The sequence below is a fragment of the Streptomyces sp. NPDC003023 genome, assembly GCF_042888225.1.
GTDB lineage: Bacteria > Actinomycetota > Actinomycetes > Streptomycetales > Streptomycetaceae > Streptomyces.
In genome coordinates, this window is the sequence record NZ_JBIAPL010000001.1 from 1,345,643 (window position 1) to 1,361,264 (window position 15,622).

Sequence of the window (15,622 nt, forward strand, 5' to 3'; positions counted from 1 at the left end):
CTGGATGAAGGAACAGCGGTCAGTACACCGCGACGCCGTAGGCGCTGAGTGCCTCCTTGACCGGCTGGTGCAGGGCCGAGCCGCTGGTGCCCGAGCAGCCGGAGCTGCCCGAGTGGATGCCGAGCGCCGTGGAACCGGCGAAGTGGGCGCCGCCGCTGTCGCCGCCCGAGGAGCAGGCGGTGGTGCGGACCAGGTTGTAGACCGGGCCGTCGCTGTAGTTCACGGTGACGTTCACGGCGGTCACCGTGCCGCTGGTGAGCTTGGTGGTGGACCCGCTCTTGCGGATGGACTGGCCGACGATCGCGTCGGCGGCCGAGGCGATGTCCTGATAGGTGCCGTTGTAGAGGTTGACGTTGCCCGCGGGCTGGGAGCCGTTGGTGTACTGGACGATGCCGTAGTCGTTGGTGGGGAAGCTGGTACCCGTCCGGGTGCCGATGGCGGGGCCGCCGGAGGTGGCGGACCAGCTGCTCGCCGCGTTGGTGCAGTGCCCGGCGGTCAGGAAGTAGCGGTTGGTGCCGTTGGAGACGTTGAAGGCGGCCGAGCAGCGGTAGCCGCCGCCGTAGATCGCGTCGCCGCCCGCCACCTCCTTCTTGAACGCGCCGGGTACGCGCTTGATGCTGACGGCGTTTCCGAGCCGTGCGGCCACGCTCCGCAGCTTCGCCATCGAGACCGCGGAGACGGTGCTGTCGGCCTCGATCGCGATCTTGTTCGCCGACGGGTCGAGACCCCACGACGTACCGGTGATCTTCGCCTTGGACTCCAGTGTGTCCATGGCGGCCCGCAGTTGGGCCATGCTGCGTTCGACGAGCTGGGCGCGGGCGCCGGTGGCCCGCACCTCCGCGGCCGCCTCCGGGTCGATGACGGTGACGACGAGTTCGCCGCTCTCCGCGTCGAGATAGGAGCCGGCGGTGCGGTCGCCGAGGTCACGGCTGAGCGAGCTGTACAGCGAGTACTGGTCGGACGAGGCGGTGACGCCGGGGCTCGGGTTTCCGCCGGTGCCGGCGGCGTCGGCGGCACCGGCCGGTCCGGAGGCGAGGCCGACGGTGGTCAGGGCCAGCAGGGTGGGAAGGCAGATGCGCGCGCGGAGCGTGCGTCTCATGGGGGGCTTCTCCTTCGTACGAGTCCGTGGGGGGATTGCCTGGCGGCAAAGTGGACTGGACCAGTCCGGAGTGTGGACTCAATGTGGCATGGCCCTGACACAGACACAAGGCCGCGGTCGGCGGCTTGCGCCTACTGGCCGGAGGCAATCACCGGATAGTGGTCGGACAGATTGGTGTACGTGTACGAGGTGCCCCAACTGGAGACCGACCAGGGTGCGCTCTGCTCTTTGATCACCTCATTGGTCCAGTCGGAGGGCCGTGCGTGCCCCGCCCGGTGCAGGACGAAGTCGAGGTCCTCGCGGGGATCGTCGGGGTACCGCTCGGCGGCGATCGAGTTCTCCGCCGTGTCGAAGGAGTACGGGTGGCCGATACGCGCGTCGGCCCCGACGAAACCGCCGTCCGCCAGCATCGAGGCGTACTCGGCGCTGTGCGAGTCGACGTTGAGGTCGCCTGCCACGACGACCTGCTCCGCGGCCGGGATGTTCTTGCCGTCCAGGAAGGCGTCCATCGCGCGGAACTGACGGCTGCGCATCTCGGCGGCCTCGCCCGCGTCGCAGCCGGGGTCCGTGGACTGGGCGTGCGTGCCCACCACGTGCACCCTGGTGCCGTTCACGTCGAGGACGGTGTAGACGAATCCCTTGTTCGACCACCAGTCCGCGCCGCACGCGTCCTTGTAGACGTACTGCTCCTTGCGGACGATCGGCCATTTGCTGAGGACCGCGACCCCGCCGTCCTCCGGCGTGGTCGACGAGTAGGAACCGCCGGTCGCGTCCCAGCCGTCCTTGCTCCGGCCCATCACCGGCGTACGGTGCGGATACTGCTCGGCGGCGTTCCGCAGCAGCGCGTCCGAGGACGAGTTGTCGAACGCCTCCTGCAGCACGACGACGTCGTTGCCCTGGAAGAACGGCGCCGCCGGTATGGCGGCGGCCCGGTGGTCCTGCCCCCAGTTGGGATACAGGGACTTGCTGAACAGGAACGCGTTGTAGCTGAGGATCCGCAGGTTCGGTGTCTGCGTGTCCTGCGCCGCCGGCGCTGCCGCGGCGGAAGGCGCCGCGCCCGCCAGCGCGCCGGCGGCGAGCACGGCGGACAGGGCGGCGGACAGGGCGGCGCGGTGTGCGCGGGACGGGCGGGGGGCGCGGGGCAGGCGGCCGAGCTCGGAGTGCGGCACTGGATCTCCCGTTCGTGGTGGGGGGTTCCACCGGTCGATGGACCGGCGCCGCACATCAAAGCAGCCGTAGTTACCTTCTGGTAATGGGCAGGTGCCCGGTTTCTGTACCCGGCCCCAAGATCAGGAGTTCAGCTGGAGCTTGAACCCCACGTGCGAGCCGGTGAAGCCGAGCCGCTCGTAGAACCGGTGGGCGTCCGGACGGGCCGCGTCGGAGGTCAGCTGGACCAGTTGGCAGCCCTGGGCACGGGACTCCTCGATCGCCCACTCGATGAACCGCTGCCCGAGCCCCCGGCCCCGCTCCGAACTGTGAACACGCACGCCCTCGATGATCGAGCGGGTGCTCCCGCGGCGGGAAAGGCCGGGCACGATGGTCAGCTGGAGCGTGCCGACGACCGTGTCCCCGCGCTCGGCCACCACGAGGAACTGGTTCGGGTCGCCCTTCAGCCGCTCGTACGCGGCCAGGTAGGGCCCCAGATCATCGGGAGACTCACGGGTCGCTCCGAGTGCGTCGTCCGCGAGCATGGCGACGATCGCCGGGATGTCGTCCGCCACCGCGGACCTGATCTTGATATCGGTCACGCGGCGCATCGTAACCGGCCCGGCCGCGGTCCCCGCAGTCTCCTGTACGGGTGGCCGGCCCCGGCTCTACGCTGCCCGTCGAGGACGGGAACGGGCACGACGGGGGCGAGACATGACGAGGCGTCAGAGAGAGACGGAGGCATGGCCCTGGGACGACCCCGACGACGCGGAGCTGTACCGGGCCGCCGTCCGTGGCTGTCTGTGGGACGCGGAGTTCTACCAGTACTACGGGCTGCGGCTCTACCTGTCGCCCGACGCCCTCCAAGAGGCGGCCCACCGGGGCGACTTCGCCGCCCTGGTGCACGATTCCGCGCGTGCCCAGTACGCCCACTACCGCGAGGCGGTCCAGCGGGTCCACGAACTCCGGGGACGGCTCGCGGCCGCGCGGCAGCCGACCGGCGGCGGCCTCCTCGTCGCGGTCGGGGCGGCCGCGGCCCTCGTGGGACTGGTCTGGCTCGTCGTCGACCTCTGGGCGCTCGACGCCGGCCCGGCCGGCTGGGGTTACGCCGTACCTCTCGCCGCCCTCGGTCCCGCCGCGTGGCCCGGCCTGCGCCGCCGAGTGGAGAATCTCGTCGGCGCGGTCTGCCTCCGGGTGGCGCTGCGCGTGTGGGAGCGGCGCCAGGAGGACCGGCGGCTGCTGTGGCGGTGGACCATGGTGTGGAACGGGATCCGCCCTCAGATGCACCGCGCCGCCCGGGACATGCTCGGCGACGAGTGGGACCAACTGCTCACGGCCGCGTCGGACGACTGGCTCAGAGTCGTCCAGGACCCCGCGCTCGTCGTCTCCACCGCCGCCCAGCAGCAGCTGGAGGGCATGATGAACCGGATCGACGGCGGGACGATCGCGGTCTGCGGACCTCGCGGCGCCGGCAAGTCGACCCTGCTGCGGGCGTGTTCGGTCGACCAGGTCACGGAGCCGCGGGATCTGTCCGTGTTCGTGAGCACCCCCGCCGAGTACAGCCCCCACGAGTTCCTGCTGGCCCTGTTCGGCGAGGTGTGCTCCCGCTATCTCACGCGCTTCGGAGACGCGGGCCCCGACGTCGGCCTCTTCCAGCGGGTGCGCAGGCGGACGATCGCCCGTTCGGTGCTGCGGACCCTCGGACGGTCGGCCAGACTCGTGGTCGCGCTCACGGCGCTGACCGCGGGGCTGTACCAGTGCTTCGTGTGGCTGCGCGGACGCTTCACCTCACCGGTCGATCTGGCGCGCCTTCGGCGCGACGGGCTCGACCTCTTCGACTCCGCCGCCGCCCTGTGGCGCGCCCACCCGTGGGCGCCGGGCCTTCTCCTCGTCCTCGCCGGGCTGTATCTCCTGCCGTCGCTGCGCCGGAGGGCGGCCGAGCCCGCGTCGCTCACCGACGAGTGCCGGCGCCTGCTGCTCAGGCTGCGCACCGTCCAGAGCACCACGTCCGGCACCACCCTCACACTGCCCCAGGTCCTCGGTGCCGGCGCCGGCGCCACCCGGGCCACGGCGGTTTCGTCGCTGCCGTTCACGTTCCCCGAACTCGTCTCCGAGTTCCGCCGCGTCGTGGCGGACATCGCGGAGGAGGTGGGCCGGGACGGGATACGTCTCGTCATCGGCGTCGACGAACTCGACCGCGTGGGGGACACCGTCACCGCCCGCAGATTCCTCGGCCAGATCAAGGCCGTGTTCGGGATCCGCAACGTCTACTACCTGGTGTCCGTGGCCGAGGACGTCGGCGCCGCGTTCGTCCGGCGCGGTCTCCAGTACCGCGATGCCACCGACAGCTCACTCGACGACATCCTGTACCTCCCGCCCCGCACCACGGAGGAGTCGCGGGGCATCCTGGCACGCCGCGCACCCCATCTCACACCGCCGTTCGTGCTGCTGGCGCACGCGCTGTCCGGTGGGATCCCGCGCGACCTGATCCGCTACGCCCGCCGGCTCTCCGAGGCGCAGCGCAACCTCGGGCACCCGGAACTGGAGGACGTGACGCACCATTTGGTCCGCGAGGAACTGGCGGGCACGCTGGACGGGTTCCGCGCGCTGCTCGCGCTGGAGGACGCCGGGCGGCCGGAGAGCGGTCCGCTGCTGCACCAGTTGCATGTGATGGTGCGCATGCTGCACACCGGGGACGACGTGACCGAGGAGACCGTCCAGGCACGCCTGCAGGATCTGGCCGACAGTCTCGTCCCGGTGCTGGCCGCCCCGTGCCCGCAGCCCGTCGTGGCGGCCGAGCCGGACGCCCCCGACCTCGGGCAGGCCGCTCTGTGGCGCGAGGCCATGGCATGCATCTACTTCGCCCTGACGCTCATGCAGATCTTCGGCCGGCCCGACTTCGAGAACCGCCGGGAGCGGGCGCGGGGAAAGGGGGCGCACGGTGAGCTGGAGAGGCTTGCCGAAGCACGCCAGGAGCTCGCCATCTCGCCGTTCAGCACCCACACGATCCTCGACGGCATACGAACGGCATGGGATCTTCCCGCACTGCTCGTCCAACCGCCCGTTCTCCCGCCCGCCCCTCCGTCGCAGTGAGCCCGAGCGCCCGTCCGGCCCGCCTCCTGCCTCCCGTCGCGGGGAGCCTCCTGCCTCCCGTCGCCCGCCGCGGGGAGCCTCCTGCCGCCCACCGCCCGTCGCGGTGGGCCGAGCGCCCGGCCCGCCTGCGGACCGGGCGAGGGGGCGTCCTGCCGGGTGCGCCGCAGGTCGCATACTGGAAGGCGACCCGCCGGACACCGATTCCCGGCCCCACCGATCGCCCGGAGGCCGCCGATGAACAGGGCCGCAGCAGAGCCTCCCCTTCCGCCACCGCCCGGCGGCGTGCTGTGGGACCTCGCCGGTGACGTCCGCGCCCTGCTGATGCTGCCCGCCGCTCTCACCATGCAGGTCGCCCACCCCGCCGTCGGCGCGGGCGTCGACGAGCACTCCGTCTTCCGCACCGACCCGTGGGGCCGCGGCGAGCGTTCCCTGCGCTCCCTCCAGCTGTGGGTCTACGGCGGCGAGGCGGCGGCGGAGGAGGGCAGGCGCCTGCGTGAACTGCACCGCACCATCCGGGGCACGGACGCGCACGGCCGCCGCTACCACGCGCTGACCCCGGCCCACTACTCCTGGGTCCACGCGACCGGCTTCCCCGTGTACCGGCACGCCGCCCGCTACCTGGTGCGCGAGCTGACCGAGGCGGAGGAGCGACAGCTGTACGCGGAGTGGCTCCAGGTCGGCCGGATCCTCGGCATCCACGACCGGGACATGCCGCGGACGATCGAGGAGTTCTGGCCCTACTACCGCAAGGTCCTGGCGGACGAGCTCGAGGCAACCGTCGTCGTACGGGAGCTGGTGGACGTGGACCAGCCGGTTCCGCCGCCCGACCGCGGGCCGCGGCCGCTGAAGGCGGTGCTCCGCGCGCTGTGGCCGCTGCTGCTGCCGCCGCTGGCCCGCTTCCGGCGGTTCATGACCGTCGGGCTCATGCCGCCGGACGCCCGCGAGGCCATCGGCCTGCCCTGGACGGACACCCAGGAACGCAGGCTGCGGCGCTTCGCCCGGGTCGTACGGGCCGTGGTCCCCGTACTCCCCGAGCGACTGCGCTACCTCCCCATGGCCCGCGAGGCGCGCCGGGCCCAGAGGCTCAGCTCAGACCCCCGCGCGCGATGACCTCCGCGTACCAGCGCGCGCTGTCCTTGAAGGTGCGGCGCTGCGTCGCGAAGTCGACGTGCACCACACCGAACCGCTTGCTGTAGCCGTACGCCCACTCGAAGTTGTCCAGCAGGGACCAGAGGAAGTACCCGCGTACGTCCGCGCCGTCCGCGATCGCACGGTGGACCGCCGACAGATGCGCGTGCAGGTAGGCCACCCGCTCGGGGTCCTTGACCTCGCCGGACGGGTCTGCGTAGTCGTCGTACGCCGCGCCGTTCTCGGTGATCACCAGCGGTACGCCCGGCAGGTCGTCGCGCAGCCGGATCAGCAGCTCGTGCAGGCCGTCGGCGTCGACCGGCCAGTCCATCGCGGTGCGCGGACCGGGCGCGGGCAGGAACTTCACGTGCTGTTCCGCGCCCGCCCACGGTGAGGGGGAAGCCGGGCCGGACTGCGCGGCGACGACGGTGGGGGAGTAGTAGTTGATGCCCAGCGAGTCGATCCGTGTGGAGGCCACGTCGAGGTCGCCGTTCATGACGAAGGACCAGTCGGTGACCTGTGCCGTGTCCCGCACCAGATCCTCCGGGAGCCGGCCGCGGAACACCGGGTCGAGGAAGATGCGGTTGCCGACGGCGTCGATGCGGCGCGCCGCGTCCAGGTCGGCCGCCGAGTCCGAATGGGCCCGCACCGCGTGGAGGTTGAGCGTCAGCGACACCTCCGCGGACAGCGGCAGCCCGGCACGCAGCGCCTGGGCGGCCCAGCCGTGCGCCAGGTTGAAGTGGTGCGCGGCGCGCAGCGAGGCGAGCGCGCTGGTGCGGCCGGGGGCGTGCTCGCCGCTGCCGTACCCGAGGAAGGCGGCGCACCACGGTTCGTTGAGGGTGGTCCAGGTCGCCACCCGGTCGCCCAGCGCGTCGGCCATGATCGAGGCGTACTCGCCGAAGCGCCGTGCGGTCTCCCGCTGCGGCCAGCCCCCGGCGTCCTCCAGTTCCTGGGGCAGGTCCCAATGGTAGAGCGTGGCCACGGGCCGGATGCCGGCTTCCCGCAACTCGTCGGCGAGCCGTCGGTAGAAGTCGAGGCCCTTCTGCACGGCGGGGCCGCGGCCGGTGGGCTGTACCCGCGGCCAGGCGATCGAGAACCGGTAGTCGGTGACCCCGAGCCGGCGCATGAGGGCGACGTCGTCGCTCATCCGGTGGTAGTGATCGGCGGCGATGTCACCGGTGTCGCCGTTGCGGACCTTGCCCGGAATCCGGCTGAAGGTGTCCCAGATGGACGGGGTGCGGCCGTCCTCGGCGGCCGCACCCTCGATCTGGTACGCGGCGGTGGCGGTGCCCCAGCGGAACCCGGTGGGGAACCGGAGTGTCGTCGTGGTGTCGGGGCGTGCGTCGAGCGCGGTCATCAGGTGGAACTCCTGGTAGTGGGCGGAGTGAGACGTCTGAGCGAAGACGGTGGATCGGAGGGGCTTTCGGTCCGGATCGGTCCCGGCCCTCCGGACGAGGGCTCTAGCCCTTGACCGCGCCCTGCATGATGCCGCCGACGATCTGCCGGCCGAGCAGGCCGAACACCAGCAGGACGGGGAGGGTGCCCAGCAGGGTGCCCGCCATGATCACGGACTGGTCGTGGACGTAGCCGCCGCCGAGCTGGCGCAGTGCCACCTGGACCGTCGGCTCCGACGAGGTGAGCGCCACGATCGGCCAGAAGAAGTCGTTCCAGGCGGCCATGAACGTCAGCATGCCGAGCACAGCCATGCCGGGCCGGGCGATGGGGACCACGATCGACCAGAAGACGCGTGCGGTCGAGGCGCCGTCGACTCGGGCGGCCTCGATCAACTCGTCCGGCAGGGACTGCATCAGGTACTGGCGCATGAAGAACACACCGAAGGCCGACACCAGGCCGGGCAGGATCACCGCCTGGAGCTGGTTCACCCACTGCAGCTCTGCGATCAGCATGAACAGCGGGATGACGCCCAGCTGCGGCGGGATCATCATCGTGCCGACGGTGATGCCCAGCAGCGCACCACGGCCGCGGAAGCGCAGCTTGGCGAAGGCGAAACCGGCGAGCGTGCAGCACAGGACCGTGCCGACGGTGATGGAGCCGGAGACGATGAAGGAGTTGACGAGCGCCTTGCCGATGTCCGCCTCCTCCATCACCGCCTCGAAGTTGCGGATCAGGTTGGGCCCCGGCAGCAGTGTGGGCGGCACCTTGGCCAGGTCGGCGTTGGAACGGCTGGCGGCGACGATCGTCCAGTAGAAGGGGAACGCGGAGATCAGGACCGCGACGATGAGGATGGCGTAGGCGAGCTTGCCGCCCTTCATGGTGCGGCCGGCGCCGGACTTCCGGCCACGGAGCCTGCGGACCGCGGGGGTCTCGGTGGCCGGCTGCTGCTTCGTCGGCGGTGCGGCGAGCGTGGTCATCGGCCGGCCTCCTTGCGGGAACGGCGGCGCGCGATCAGGGCGTTGACCCCGACCAGCACCAGGATCAGCAGGAACATCACCCAGGCGATGGCGGCGGCGCGGCCCAGGTGGAAGAAGCCCCAGCCCTGCTCGTACATGTAGAGGCCGAGCGTCTGGTACTGGTGCGAGATGCCGCCCGAGATCGAGCCCTCGAACAGCAGCGGCTCACCGAAGAGCTGGGTGGCGCCGATCGTGGAGACGACCACCGTGAACACGATCGTGGGCCGCAGCCCCGGCAGCGTGACATGGAAGAACTGCCGCCACCGCGACGCGCCGTCCATCTCCGCCGCCTCGTACAGCTCGGTCGGGATGGACTGCATGCCCGCCAGGTAGATCAGCGCGTTGTAGCCGGTCCAGCGCCAGATCACGATGGTGGAGACGGCGATCTGCGAGGCGACGGTGCCGGTCTGCCAGTCCACCGGGCCCAAACCGACCAGCCCCAGGACGTAGTTGATGAGCCCGAAGTCGCGGCCGAAGAGCTGGGCGAAGACGAGGGTGGCGGCGGCCACGGATGTCGCGTACGGGAGCAGCATCGCGGTGCGCAGGAAAGTACGGCCGCGCAGCCGGTAGTTGAGCAGGTGGGCGAGACCGAGCGCCATCACCAGCTGCGGCACCGTGGAGAGCACCCCGATGGTGAACGTGTTGCGCAGCGAGGTCCAGAAGAATTCGTCGTTCAGCAGGGCGGTGTAGTTGCCGAGCCCCCGCCACTCCATGTCGCCGGGGGTCTGCAGCTCGACCCGGTAGAGCGAGACGAACGCCGTGTAGACCAGCGGGAAGAGCCCGAAGGCGGCGAACAGCGTGAAGAACGGGGCGATGTATGCGTACGGCGAGACCTTGCGCCAGGCGCGACGCACGGCCGGCGGCCGGGGCGGCGAGACCGGCTTCGCGGAAGCGGTGAGGGTCACGGTGCGGCCCTTCGGGATGAGTCGGTACGAGTGCGGTGCGGGCGGATTCTGAGGCGGTGCTGACGTGATGCGGGGCGGTACTCGGGCGGCGGTACGGGGCGGGGCCGGGGGAGTACGCGGCGGTACGGGGCGGTTTGGGGCGGGGCCCGGGGAGTACGCGGTGGTGCGGGGCGGCGCCCGGTCCGTCCGCGGTGGTGCGGGCGGTACTCAGGAGCTACCGAGCCGTACTCGGGCGGTGCGGGGGAGGGGCCTTCGGGCCGGTCCGGTGCGGGGGTCGAGTGTCGACGGACCGGCCCGAAGGGGTTGCTCCCCCGAGGCGTCAGCCGATGGTGTTGTCGACGCCCTTCTTGGCGTTCGCCCACGCCTTCTCCGACGAGGCGCCCTTGCGCTCGACCTCGCCCAGCGCGTTGGTGATCTGCTGGTTGACGTTCTGGTCGTGCACGCCGAGGACCTGGACCGGGGCTGCCTTCGCCGCGTCACCGAAGATCTGGCCGATCGGTGCGCCGGAGAAGTACGGGTCGGTGGCGTCCGCGACCTTCTCGATGGCACCGGTGGACGAGGGGAAGTTGCCCTGCTTCTGGAACAGCTTGGCCTGCTGCTCAGGGGCGGTGAGCCACTCGATCAGCTCGTACGCCTCCTTCTTGTGCTTGGCCGCGCGCGGGATGGAGAGGTACGAGCCGCCCCAGTTGCCGGCGCCGCCGGGCAGCTTGGCGATGTCCCACTTGCCCTGGCCCGAGTCACCGGCCTGGCCCTTGATGTAGCCGAGCATCCAGGCGGGGCAGGGGATGGTGGCGAAGGAACCGGCGGCGAAGGCCTGGTTCCACTGCGGTGACCACTGGTCGAGCTTCGCGCTCAGCCCGCTCTCCGCCGCCTTGACGGACGTGTCCCACGCCGTCTTCAGTGCCGGGTTGGTGTCCCAGATGAGCTTCCCGGAGGCGTCGTAGTAACGCTCCTCCTCCTGCCCGATCATGATGGAGAAGAGGCTGCCGACGCTGTCCAGCCACGCGCTCTTGGCGGGTGCCTTGGCCTTGTACTGCTTGCCGAGCTCGAGGTATCCGTCCCACGTCGACCACTTCTTCGCGAGTTCCTCGCGGTCGGTGGGCAGGCCCGCCTGCTTGAAGAGGTCGGTGCGGTAGCACATGGCCTCGGGGCCGACGTCGGTGCCGAGGCCGAGGACCTGGCCCTCCTTGCCGGTCGCCGCCGCCCACTTGGCCGGAGCGAACTGGCTCTTCAGCTTGTCGGCGCCGTACTTCTTCAGGTCCTCGAACTTGTCGGCCTGCTGCTGGGTGACCGACGCGATGCGTCCGACTTCGATGCCCTGGACATCCGCGAGGCCGCCGCCGCCGGCCAGACGGGTCTGGAGCGACTTCCAGTAGTCGGCCTCGTCCTCGGTGTCGGTCTGCTTGATCGTGACGTTCGGGTGCAGCTTCTCGTACTCGGCGTAGAGGCCGGCTTCCTTGTAGCCGAAGGAACCGAACAGGTCGACGGTGAGCGTGACCTTCCCGCCCTCGCCGTCGGAAGCGGTGTCCGAGGAACCGGATCCGCAGGCGGCGAGCAGGGCCCCGGCGAGCGCGACCGCACCCAGGCGGACTGCGGCCCTTTTGGCGGCTCTGGCTATGGGCATGGGAAGCCTCCCTTGGCTTCAGGTGGGACGAGAACGTTTGAGAGCGCTCTCAAATCTGCGCTTGGAGCGTGCCCCGCGAGCGCTCACCCCGTCAAGACTCGAAGACATAACGGCTTGGACTCGGCAGCAACTACCGGGCTTGTTCGATGTATTGACACTTGTGTTTCAGGAGTTCTACGTTTCGGCCGTCTGAGAGCGCTCTCGGCCACCCCTTCCCGTGATGACTTGAGGTGCCGCTTCATGCCAGCCCCCCGCACCAGGCCAGCAGCCGCGCTGGTCCTGGCCTCAGCCCTGGCCGCCTTCGGCCTGGGCCCGGCCGCCGCACCCGCGGCCGCCGCCACGATCCCCGTAGGCTCCGGCAGCTACTCCGACACCCGCCCCGCCGGGACGTCGGGCCCCACCACCAACACCGGCGCGCCGGTCGTCCCCAAGGTGACCGCCGCCGCCAAGAGCCGGCCGGTGCCCACCAACGACTGGTGGTCCTCCCTCGCCTTCCAGCGCTACGGCGACAACCCGTACTCGACCCCCATGTACGGGCACCCCCTCACCTACCAGGCCACCGCCGGCGGGCTCGACGTCGGCTACCCGACCACCGCCGCGATCGTCGGCGACGGCCGCCAGTACGAGTACGCGCACAAGCGCGACCTCACCATCGGTCTCAGCGGCCTCAACTCGCCGGACACCAAGGCCGACAACTGGTCCGACTGGACCGTCACGCCCTACTGGTCGGACGGCGCACGCACCCTGCGCACCACCATCGGCCACGGCTCTCCGTTCGTGTACGCCAAGGGCTCGGGCGGCAACGCGCAGATCACCACCGCCGCCGCCCCCGCCGTCTTCGCGGACCAGGGCAACGTCCTCGGCATCACCGTCGCCGGACACCACTACGCCCTCTTCGCGCCGACCGGCAGCGACTGGAACATCTCCGGATCCACGATCACCGCCGGGCTCGGCTCCAAGGACTACTTCTCCGTCGCCGTGCTGCCCTCCACGAGCGCGCTGGCGACCTATCGGAAGTACGCCTACAGCTTCGTCACCGGCTCCAGCGTCGCCTGGAGCTACAACGGCGGTACGGTCAGGGCCACCTACACGCTCAGCACGGAGGCCAAGGAGGGCACCGAGCGCGGCACGCTCCAGGCCCTCTACCGCCACCAGTGGCTCAACACGACCGACCCGCTCACCTCCTACACGTACGTCTCGCCCCGCGGCACCATGAAGGTCCGCGAGTCGGCGTCCTTCACCACCAGCCAGAAGGCCGCCGCGGTGCTGCCCGCACTGCCGAAGTCGAACGGTGTGGACACCGCCCGGCTGCGCGGCTACCTGAACGAGGTGGCGAACGCCTCCGACCCGTTCTCCGGAGCGACCGACACCTACTGGACCGGCAAGGCGCTCGGCCGTCTCGCCCAGCTCGTGCCCGTCGCCGAGCAGATCGGCGAGACCGGCACCCGTGACAAGCTCCTCGGCCTGATCAAGGGCAGGCTGCAGGACTGGTTCACCGCGGGCGGGGCGAACGAGTTCTCGTACGACAAGGACTGGAAGACCCTCACCGGCTACCCGGCCTCCTACGGCAGCGACACCGAGCTCAACGACCACCACTTCCACTACAGCTACTACGTCTACGCGGCGGCGATCGTCGCCCAGTACGACCGGGCCTGGGCCGCCGACTCCGCCTGGGGCGGCATGGTCAAGACCCTGGTGCGCGACACCGCCAACGCCGCACGCACCGACACGGCCTTCCCCTTCCTGCGCGGCTTCGACGTCTACGCGGGCCACAGCTGGGCCTCCGGTCACCAGGGCTTCGCGGCAGGCAACAACCAGGAGTCCTCGTCCGAGTCCACCAACCTCAGCGCGGCGCTGATCCTGTGGGGTTCCGCCACCGGGGACACCTCGATGCGCGACCTCGGCACCTACCTGCTGACCACGGAGTCGGAGTCGATCGCCCAGTACTGGTTCGACGCCGACGAGCAGGTCTTCCCGTCCAACTTCGGGCATGACACGGCCGGCATGGTCTGGGGCAGCGGTGCCGCCTACGCCACCTGGTGGACGGCCAACCCCGAGGAGATCCACGGCATCAACGTCCTCCCCGTCACCGGCGGTTCGCTCCACCTCGGCGGCGAGAAGACGGCGATCCGTCGCAACATCGCCGAGATGGAACGGGAGAACGGCGGCCCGGCCGTCGAATGGCGCGACATCCTGTGGGAGTTCCAGTCCTTCGCCGACCCCGCCACGGCCAAGTCCAAGTGGGACGCGGGCAACGCGGGTTACACACCCGAGCAGGGCGAGTCGAAGGCCCACACCTACCACTGGATCAGCACCCTCGACACACTGGGCGCCCCGGACGCCACGGTGACCGGTGACATTCCCACCTCCGCCGTCTTCACCAAGGGCACCGCGCGCACCTACGCGGCCCACAACCACGGTTCGACCGCCCGCACCGTGACCTTCTCCGACGGCAAGACGCTCTCCGTGCCCGCCCGTTCCACCGCCACCGGCACCGGAACGGGCAGCGGCGACCCCGACCCCGACCCCGAGCCGCCCACGGGGAACACCTTCCAGCTGCGCACCGGGGGAGCCCTCACCACCGCGACCGGCGGCACGGCGGGCAGCGACACGATCGCCTCCGCCGGCGGCGCCAACTACGACGGCACCCCGCACCAGCCGCTCGTCTACGAGGTCCGGGGCGTCAACGGCACACTCACCCCCGGCGCGGCCACCGGCTTCCGCCTCCAGGTCGACGCCGGCACCACGGTCGGGCTCGGCCAGCAGGCGCGCATCAGCTACGACCTCACCGGTGACGGCACCTTCGACCGGACGGAGACGTACCACTACTTCGCGACCGACCCGGTCACCGGCTGGGAGGAGTACGCGCAGTCACGCGGCCTCAAGGCCTCCACCGGCACGCTGGGCAACATGGCCGGCGGCACCGTCCGCCTCGAGGTGTGGAGCGCCATCGGCAACGGCACCGCGAAACTCCAGACCGGCACCGACAAGTCCGTCCTGGTGATTCCCTTCGGCTAGGGCCTCAGGAGGAACGCCCTTGCGCGCCGCACGCCGGAACGACTTCGGCGTGCGGCGCGTCGGCGCGTGCGGCGCGGTGCGATGCGACGCAGTGCGGTGCGCTGCGATCCGGTGAGATCCGGTGCGGATCGGGCGGTCAGGCGGATTCGCGGCGCACCAGTGTGGTCGGGGTGATCACTGAGGCGGGGGCCTCGCCACCGGACTCGTTCAGCAGCCGCATCAGCAGCCGGACCATCAGCCGGCCCATGCCCTCGATGTCCTGGCGCACCGTGGTCAGGGCGGGCCGCGTCGTGCCGACGACGGAGGCCATGTCGTCGAAACCGACGACGGCCACGTCCTCCGGCACCCGCAGGCCGCGTTCCCGCAGTGTGCGCAGTGCCCCAGACGCCATCAGGTCGTTGGAGACGAAGACGCCGTCGACGTCCGGTCGCCGGTCCAGCAGATCGGCCATCGCCCGGGCACCGCTCGCCTCCGTGAAGTCGCCCTGGCAGAACAGCGCGGGATCCGCGTCCATCAGGACGTCGTGGTAGCCGTCGACGCGGTCCTGGGCGGACGTCTGGTCGCGGGGGCCCGAGATGTGTGCGATGTGCGCACAGCCACGCGAGACCAGATGGCGTACGGCCTCCCTCGCGCCGCCGCGGTTGTCGGCGTCCACATACGGTACGGCGAGGTCGGAGCCCGACACGGGCCGTCCGCCGAAGACCATGGGGATCTTCGTCCTGCCGATGAGCGCCGGCAGCTGGTCGTCGTTGTGCAGCGAGAAGGCGAGTGCGCCGTCGACGTGGCCGCCGCCCAGATAGCGGGCGATCCGGTCGTGGTCCTGGGGGCCCTCCACCCACAGCAGCACCAGCTGGGAGTCGTGCGCCGTGAGCTCACGGCTGATCCCGCGGACCTGCTGCTCGAAGAAGGGGTCGGAGAAGATCCGCATCTCGGGCTCGGCGATGACCACGGCGACCGCTCCGTTGCGACGGGTGACCAGGGTGCGCGCCGCGTGGTTCGGCACGTAACCGAGTTCCTCGACCGCCTGGCGCACCTTGTCGACCAGCGGCGCGCGTACCCCGGCACCGCCGTTGACGACTCGGGAGGCCGTGGCCCGGGAGACGCCCGCGCGAGCCGCTACGGCTTCGAGAGTGGGGCGGGACCCAGTGGTCTGCTCGGGCAAGGCGGGCGCTCCTCGTCTGGTCCAGGTCCTTGGCGC

At 70.8% G+C, this 15,622-nt stretch carries 11 protein-coding genes; 3 read left to right on the plus strand and 8 right to left on the minus strand.

Going from position 1 to position 15,622, the window contains the following annotated elements:
- Positions 1–19 precede the first annotated feature (19 nt).
- The 3 genes from ACFYV1_RS05720 to ACFYV1_RS05730 all read right to left on the minus strand — a co-directional run bounded on the left by ACFYV1_RS05720 (position 20) and on the right by ACFYV1_RS05730 (position 2,847).
- Entirely contained in the window at positions 20–1,099 is a 1,080-nt protein-coding gene (locus ACFYV1_RS05720; protein WP_389394077.1) for a S1 family peptidase, read from the minus strand.
- 131 nt (positions 1,100–1,230) lie between these two features.
- A complete protein-coding gene (gene sph, locus ACFYV1_RS05725) occupies positions 1,231–2,244 on the minus strand; it encodes a sphingomyelin phosphodiesterase (protein WP_389394579.1) in 1,014 nt (337 codons plus the stop codon).
- A gap of 144 nt (positions 2,245–2,388) precedes the next feature.
- Complete coding sequence (locus tag ACFYV1_RS05730; protein WP_389394078.1) at positions 2,389–2,847, minus strand: GNAT family N-acetyltransferase; 459 nt, start codon at positions 2,845–2,847, stop codon at positions 2,389–2,391.
- A gap of 112 nt (positions 2,848–2,959) precedes the next feature.
- On the opposite strand from ACFYV1_RS05730, the gene ACFYV1_RS05735 reads away from it, so the two are divergent.
- On the plus strand, positions 2,960–5,338 hold the full coding sequence (locus ACFYV1_RS05735; RefSeq protein ID WP_389394079.1) for a hypothetical protein: 2,379 nt from the start codon (positions 2,960–2,962) through the stop codon (positions 5,336–5,338).
- Between the two features lie 234 nt (positions 5,339–5,572).
- Entirely contained in the window at positions 5,573–6,448 is an 876-nt protein-coding gene (locus ACFYV1_RS05740) for an oxygenase MpaB family protein (protein WP_389394080.1), read from the plus strand.
- Here the strand turns inward: ACFYV1_RS05740 and ACFYV1_RS05745 are convergent.
- The 4 genes from ACFYV1_RS05745 to ACFYV1_RS05760 form a co-directional block, all read right to left on the minus strand.
- Positions 6,423–7,823, minus strand: coding sequence for a GH1 family beta-glucosidase (locus ACFYV1_RS05745; RefSeq protein WP_389394081.1), 1,401 nt, complete (start codon positions 7,821–7,823; stop codon positions 6,423–6,425). The two genes, ACFYV1_RS05740 and ACFYV1_RS05745, sit on opposite strands and share 26 nt — an antisense overlap.
- Before the next feature lie 103 nt (positions 7,824–7,926).
- Complete coding sequence (locus ACFYV1_RS05750) at positions 7,927–8,838, minus strand: carbohydrate ABC transporter permease (protein ID WP_389394082.1); 912 nt, start codon at positions 8,836–8,838, stop codon at positions 7,927–7,929.
- On the minus strand, positions 8,835–9,782 hold the full coding sequence (locus ACFYV1_RS05755; RefSeq protein WP_389394083.1) for a carbohydrate ABC transporter permease: 948 nt from the start codon (positions 9,780–9,782) through the stop codon (positions 8,835–8,837). The genes ACFYV1_RS05750 and ACFYV1_RS05755 overlap by 4 nt, the downstream gene beginning before the upstream one ends.
- A gap of 319 nt (positions 9,783–10,101) precedes the next feature.
- Positions 10,102–11,406, minus strand: coding sequence for an ABC transporter substrate-binding protein (locus ACFYV1_RS05760; protein ID WP_389394084.1), 1,305 nt, complete (start codon positions 11,404–11,406; stop codon positions 10,102–10,104).
- Between the two features lie 240 nt (positions 11,407–11,646).
- Here ACFYV1_RS05760 and ACFYV1_RS05765 point away from each other — a divergent pair, with 240 nt between their 5' ends.
- On the plus strand, positions 11,647–14,424 hold the full coding sequence (locus ACFYV1_RS05765) for a glycosyl hydrolase (protein WP_389394085.1): 2,778 nt from the start codon (positions 11,647–11,649) through the stop codon (positions 14,422–14,424).
- 136 nt (positions 14,425–14,560) lie between these two features.
- On the opposite strand, the gene ACFYV1_RS05770 is transcribed toward ACFYV1_RS05765, so the two are convergent.
- Positions 14,561–15,586 (minus strand): LacI family DNA-binding transcriptional regulator, encoded by a 1,026-nt coding sequence (locus ACFYV1_RS05770; RefSeq protein ID WP_389394086.1) that lies wholly within the window; start codon positions 15,584–15,586, stop codon positions 14,561–14,563.
- Positions 15,587–15,622 lie beyond the last annotated feature (36 nt).

What these genes read in the sequence shown, in the direction of transcription:
- ACFYV1_RS05745 (WP_389394081.1), bottom strand. Translation starts at nt 7,823, where the DNA reads ATGACCGCGCTCGACGCACGCCCCGACACCACGACGACACTCCGGTTC.
- ACFYV1_RS05750 (WP_389394082.1), bottom strand. Translation starts at nt 8,838, where the DNA reads ATGACCACGCTCGCCGCACCGCCGACGAAGCAGCAGCCGGCCACCGAG.
- ACFYV1_RS05740 (WP_389394080.1), top strand. Translation starts at nt 5,573, where the DNA reads ATGAACAGGGCCGCAGCAGAGCCTCCCCTTCCGCCACCGCCCGGCGGC.
- ACFYV1_RS05760 (WP_389394084.1), bottom strand. Translation starts at nt 11,406, where the DNA reads ATGCCCATAGCCAGAGCCGCCAAAAGGGCCGCAGTCCGCCTGGGTGCG.
- ACFYV1_RS05720 (WP_389394077.1), bottom strand. Translation starts at nt 1,099, where the DNA reads ATGAGACGCACGCTCCGCGCGCGCATCTGCCTTCCCACCCTGCTGGCC.
- ACFYV1_RS05735 (WP_389394079.1), top strand. Translation starts at nt 2,960, where the DNA reads ATGACGAGGCGTCAGAGAGAGACGGAGGCATGGCCCTGGGACGACCCC.
- ACFYV1_RS05765 (WP_389394085.1), top strand. Translation starts at nt 11,647, where the DNA reads ATGCCAGCCCCCCGCACCAGGCCAGCAGCCGCGCTGGTCCTGGCCTCA.